The sequence below is a fragment of the Mesorhizobium sp. M00.F.Ca.ET.216.01.1.1 genome, assembly GCF_004010325.2.
In the GTDB taxonomy this organism is placed as follows: domain Bacteria; phylum Pseudomonadota; class Alphaproteobacteria; order Rhizobiales; family Rhizobiaceae; genus Mesorhizobium.
The window spans coordinates 34247-40246 of record NZ_SADR02000040.1 but is presented as its reverse complement, the minus strand read 5'-3'; the positions used below and the strand labels follow the sequence as shown (position 1 = coordinate 40246).

At 58.0% G+C, this 6000-nt stretch carries 4 protein-coding genes and 1 pseudogene; all 5 read right to left on the bottom strand.

Annotation, left to right across the window (positions count from 1 at the left end):
• A pseudogene (locus EN859_RS32545) lies at window positions 1-127 on the bottom strand (IS3 family transposase); the annotation flags it as partial.
• A 513-nt stretch (window positions 128-640) separates the two neighbouring features.
• Window positions 641-1834, bottom strand: coding sequence for an amidase family protein (locus tag EN859_RS32540; RefSeq protein WP_126038169.1), 1194 nt, complete (start codon window positions 1832-1834; stop codon window positions 641-643).
• A gap of 244 nt (window positions 1835-2078) precedes the next feature.
• Window positions 2079-4142, bottom strand: a complete 2064-nt coding sequence (locus EN859_RS32535; protein WP_126038166.1) for an ABC transporter ATP-binding protein — start codon at window positions 4140-4142, stop codon at window positions 2079-2081.
• Entirely contained in the window at window positions 4135-4992 is an 858-nt protein-coding gene (locus EN859_RS32530) for an ABC transporter permease (RefSeq protein ID WP_126038163.1), read from the bottom strand. The genes EN859_RS32535 and EN859_RS32530 overlap by 8 nt, the downstream gene beginning before the upstream one ends.
• A complete protein-coding gene (locus EN859_RS32525; RefSeq protein WP_126038160.1) occupies window positions 4985-5941 on the bottom strand; it encodes an ABC transporter permease in 957 nt (318 codons plus the stop codon). Before EN859_RS32525 ends, EN859_RS32530 begins: the two co-directional genes overlap by 8 nt.
• Window positions 5942-6000 lie beyond the last annotated feature (59 nt).

Below are 6000 nucleotides of genomic sequence, written 5' to 3'. Positions count from 1 at the left end.
AGCCGAACCGGCGACGCTCCTGCGCGATCGCCTTCATCGGCTCGCGAACCTCGCGGTCGTCCGGCCTGCTGGTCTCGTAGCGAACCGTCATGCGGCAACAGCCGATGGCTTTACACGCCCGCCGTTCCTCATGCCGAGGAGCCGCCTTGACATGTCGACTCTCGAGACACACGACAGGGAAGCCCACGTCGACCAGGTGTCCGCCGATCCACTCCGATGTCGCACCGGCTTCTAAGCCAACGCGGACGAGATCGTCCCGCCATCGCTGAAGTGCAGCCGTCACAGCATCCGGGTCACCGAGCACCTTCCCCTGCCACAGCATCTCGCCGGTCTCGGCGATAACGCAAATGGCTACCGCGTCGAGTGAAGTATCCAGTCCCGCATGAACGCTCATGCCGATCTCCTCTTGCCAGGTCGGTTCTGAGCATCAGACAAACGTCATGATCCGAAAAGGGGCCAGACGTTCAGGGAGCTGAACCGAACACCCCATCTCTTCAGAGAAGCGGCTACGTTTCATGTCCTGGTCCTCTCGATGGGCCAGAACGAACTTCAAACCGGATTAGATCAGAGGGGCAAGGTAACTAGCTCTTCGGCCCAAGGCGCTACCGCTTCGTCTGACGCAAGAATCTAATCAGCGATGTCAGCTTCTCCTTCTGCCTGCTCGACTATCGGGTAGGCGGTTCTTCCAAGGTCTGGCTTCCTCGATATCGCGTGCGACGCGAACCAGAGTGGCTTCGTCACCAAAGCGACCGACGATCTGAATTCCAATTGGTAGCCCAGCGGTGCTTTGTGCCACAGGTAGAGACACAGAAGGTTGTCCAGTGACATTGAATACGCCAGTGTACTGATAGAGCGCGGCATCCGCTTCCTTGAATTCCTCCGCGGAGAGCGTAGGGTTGATCGTACTGAAGATGCCGCCATGCGGCAGGGCCACCATTGGCATCGTTGGCGTAAGCAGGATATCATAAGGATCGACTGCCTCGCCGACGCGGAACCGCAGCCTCCTCAAGACCTCTTCGATGTCGCCTGAAGGACGCTGCGAACTCCGGCCGTATTCATAGATCTTCAGATTGATTGGCTCCAAAGTCTCCGCGTTGATCTCGCGACCAATAGTCTGCGCGGCTTCTTCGAGTGAAATGGCGAAATAACTTGACCCGGCGAGCATGACTCGCGTGTACTCACGGGACGCATATGGTGGCTCAACTTCGGTCACAAGGTGGCCCATTTCTTCGAGAAGTGAGGCAGTCGACTCCACTGCGCTCACAACTTCCGGATCGAGATCGACCGTACCCCACTTGGTTCTTGCCAGCCCTACCCGCAATTTGCCGGTGGGTCGCGAAAGCTCTTCTCTATAGGGACGGTTGGGCTGTACGATTATAAATGGGTCGCCCGGATGGGGACCTGAAAAGACGTCCAGGGCAGCCGCCATATCGCGGACCGTCCGGCATACAACAAACTGCCGACTTCGACCAAACGACGCGTCCCTGGTTCGCCCAATGGTTCGGAGTCCGGCCTTCTGGGCGCGACGGAAGAAATAGCTGTCGGTATCGGCACGGCAGCCCTTGAACAGACGGCTCCCTCTCTCTTGCAGGCGGCCAGTTTCGGTGGCTCCAACATCCTTGCGAAAGAACGGTACGCCATGGAAAATTCCTTCGTCCGCACCGGTAACAGTCTCGGCATCTGCATAGAATTCGATCACGGCGTTGATCCGCGAATTGACCTCGTCATGGGCCTCCCGAGCTAACCGCGTCAACTCTAAGGGCGATACTTCCCCTCTCCGCACAAGAGAGGCCAAACCGGTGGCATCATATTCTGTGTACTCGCTCAAAGTCATCCTAGTTTCCCTCAGCGGCTTCATATCGAAGACTCAAGTTATTTGTACTTCAGGCTAAATCGCGGTCGAGGGAGAACACGGTCTGGCCTGACGGTGAAACCGCCCCGCAAGCTGCCCAAACTGCTTGCGTTTCTGCGGATCCGACGCCCGGCTCGTCCGCGGGACAGGTATTGATTGGAGGTTCACTGGGAAACGTGCTCAACGAGCTGGCCGCTCTTTTGAAGCGTTTGTCCTTTGGCATACTTCATGAGAGGGTCGCGACCGAGGGGGCACTTTGCACCGAACGCCTCGTGCTAGCACCGCCCTTGTTTTGTAGCTGAATGCGCATGAGATCTTTCGCACTGATGTGGCAACGGATGAAGTGGCCGGGCTCGGCCTCGGTAACTGGCGGCTCGGACACCTCGCAGATCCCGCCAATCTTTCGCGGGCATCTGCTTTGGAAGACGCACCCGGGCGGCGGGTTGGCGGCGGAGGGACTCTCGCCGGTGAGGCGGATACGGTTGGTTTGAGTGCCTCCTATGCTCGGGACAGCGGAAAGAAGCGCCTCGGTATATGGATGGTTTGGCCCTCCGAATACACGCTCAGATGGTCCCATCTCCATAACTCGGCCCAGATAAAGGACCGCAATCCGGTCTGAGAGGTATCGCACGACCCCTAGGTCGTGGGAGATGAACACGTAACTTACCGCCCGGGCTGCTTGAAGCTCAGTGAGAAGGTTGAGGATTGCTGCCTGGACCGAAACGTCAAGCGCAGAAGTAGGCTCGTCGCAGACTACGACGCGAGGATCGCCAGCGAAGCTTCTCGCTATGGCCACGCGCTGCTTGAGCCCCCCAGAAAGTTGCCTCGGGCGCAAAGTTAGATGTCGAGGCGACAATCGGACCGCCTCAACAAGATTGTCGAGACGCTTAGCCAAGTCGGTTCCCCGAAAGCCTCCGAGCCTGCGCAGTGCGCGACCAATGATACGTGCGACGGAGTGGGAGCGGTTCAAGGCCGAGTCTGGGTTTTGGAACACGATCTGCACCGCCTTTACCTCGTCCTCCCGTCGCCGCTCGAGACTACCGGCGAGGGGTCTGCCGTCGAGCTCAATGCTTCCGCCGGGGTCGGGCGGTACCAAGCCCAGGAGCATTCGGGCGAGCGTGGTTTTGCCCGAGCCCGACTCACCAACCAGGCCGAGTGTTTCGCCTGCCTGCAAGCTTAGTGAAACGTCGGTTACCACTCGGATGGCATGGTTTCCTTGACCGTAGGTCTTCGAGAGATTGCTAACCCGAAGTATCTGCGCGGCTTCGGATGGAGGCTTCGGAAGTACGTCGCCAGCCTCTATGCTGGGCGGAAGGTTAGCCGCCCGATCCGGGTAGTGGCAACGCACGAGCCGGCCGCCGCAGTCCTGTAGTTCAGGGATTTCTGCGCGACAGCGGCCGTCGGCGAGAGGACAACGCTTGACAAAGGGACAGCCGGAAAGCTGCGCGCCGGGCGGAGGTAGGAAGCCCGGAATAGACTCAAGCAGCCCATGAGTTTTTGTCTGCCCAGCATGCGGCATGCAACGCAGAAGTGCGACAGTGTAGGGATGACTCGGTGAACCGAATATGTCGCGTGCAGGCCCTTCCTCCACAAGCATCCCGGCATAAAGGACCCCAACCCGGTCACACATTTTAGCCACTACCGCGAGATTGTGGCTGATGAATAGGATGGAGGCGCCGATTTCATTCCGCAGATCAGCGACAAGGTCGAGCACCTCGGCTTCTACGGTGACGTCAAGACCGGTGGTCGGCTCGTCAAGAATCAGCATTGTCGGATCGTTTGCCAGAGCCATGGCGATCGCGACTCGCTGCTGCATCCCGCCTGAAAGCTGATGAGGATAGCGCTGCATCACTGAATCAGGATCGGCGATCCGCACCTTCTTCAGCATTTCGACCGCGCGAGGTTCGCGCTCTGCCGGCGGTACCCCCATCACTTCAAACACCTCCGCTAGCTGGCGGCCCACCTTTAGCGAAGGATTGAGTGCTTTACCGGGATCTTGGTAGACCATCGAGACCTTTTTTGCGCGCAGGCTCCGAAGCGCTTCAGGCCCAAGCTGCATGACATCAGCACCGTCGAGGTTGACCGATCCGCCGGTAATCTTGCCGTTACGCGGAAGATAGCGCACAACAGTGAGTGCCACCGTGGATTTGCCACAGCCGCTTTCGCCGACTAGCCCGTAAGCCTCTCCCGGTGCAATTTGCAAACTGACGTCGCGCACCACGGCGTGCTCCCGCTCCCCAGACCGGTACCCGACAGAGAGGCGATCCAGGGAGAGAGTCGGTTTAGTCATTGAGTGCTCCTTGCAGCCCGTCGGCCACCAAATTTATCCCGATCACAAGGCTGGCAATGGCTAGCGCATCAAACACCACGGCCCACCAATAACCTCCGCTGATCATTGAGTAGTTGGTCGATATTGACAGCCCCCAGTCAGGTGATGGCGGCTGTAAGCCGAAACCGATGAAGCTCAGTGTGGCGACTGCAAAGATCGCATAGCCAAGACGCACCGTGAATTCGACGAGGATGGGAGGGAGTATGTTGGGAAGAATTTCGACGAACATGATGTGCATGGAATTCTCATGACGGAGCTTGGCAGCCGCGATGTAATCGAGTTCACGCTCTGCGAGAACAGTAGAGCGGACAGTGCGGGCGATAACAGGGGCGAAAGACAGACCGATGACGATGATCACCGTTGTTTCTGAGGTACCCAGCGCGACGATCGCAAGTAGCGCAACAATGACCGACGGCATCGCCATCATCGCTTCGTTAAAGCGCGAGACGACGTCGTCTACAACACCTCGAAAATAGCCGGTTAGAAGACCGAGTACTGTGCCAACACCAGTCGCCAAGATCGTCGCCAGAGGCGCTACTGTAAGAATGTCTCGCGAACCGACAATGACCCGGGAAAAAATGTCACGGCCTAGTTGGTCAGTCCCGAACCAATGTTCTGCAGAGGGAGGTGCCAGCGCATTCAAGATATCGTCAGCCAGCGGATCATACGGCACAAGGTGCCGGCCGAGAACGGTACAAAGCGCCCAAAAAAGAACTATCGTCATGCCCGTCACAAAGGAGCCGGAGACGAACAGCGCCGCGAACACTTCGTGGATACGGCGTTGGCGGTGACTAGCGTCAACATCAGTCATTCGCCGTCTCCATCTGAATACGTGGGTTGAGAATGGAGTACAGGATATCGGCGAGCAAAGTCGCCACGGCATAGGTGATGCCTATAATCAGTACGCCCGCCTCCAGCATTGCGAAATCCTTGGCCTTGGCTGCCCTGAAAATCAGCGATCCGATCCCTTGGTATCGGAACAGCGTCTCCACCACGATAAGGCCGCCTATAAGGTAACCGGTCTGGCTAGCTATGACCGTAATCGTGGGCAGCAGTGCGTTCCTTAGTACGTGCCGCCAGATGACACGGCGCCAAGTCAGCCCCTTGAGGACGGCAGTGCGAGTATAGTCCGAGTCGAGCGCTTCGATCATGCTTGCGCGCGTCATTCGGGCAATGTAGCCGAACAGGACGAGAACGAGCGGAATGGCGGGCAAGATCACATAGTAGAGTTGGGTTAGGGGGCCCGCACCTTCCGGCCAAGCAGCAGAAATCGGTAGCCAGCGCAGCCAAACGCCAAAGATCATTATCAGCACAACGCCACTAACGAATTCCGGCATCACGGTCGCCGACAGCCCCCCCATGCTAATAACTCTGTCGATTGGCCTGTCAGCATTTAGGGCAGCCAGCACTCCTCCTAGAATGCCGAGCGGAACGACGAGCATGAAGGCCACCAACGCAAGCTTTAATGAATTGCCGAGGGCCTGCACTATGAAGGGCGCGACGGGCACCCCATAGATGTATGACTGGCCCATGTCGCCTTGAAGGAAATGCCATATCCACGTGCCGTATTGCTCGACGATCGGTCGATCGAGGCCAAACTGGCGATTCAGCGCATCTACGGCCTCCTGATCGGCCAAAGGGCCAAGGATAGTTCGGCCCACATTGCCGGGCAGAACCTGTCCGACAAAGAACACGAGGAGGCTCAGCAAAAACAGCGTGGTCAACGAAAAGGCGAAGCGCCTACCTAGGAAACGGCTCATTGGATCGTGCCCGGATGAGGTGGCGGAAAGATTGCTAATTCGGTCGGCCTGGTGACCAA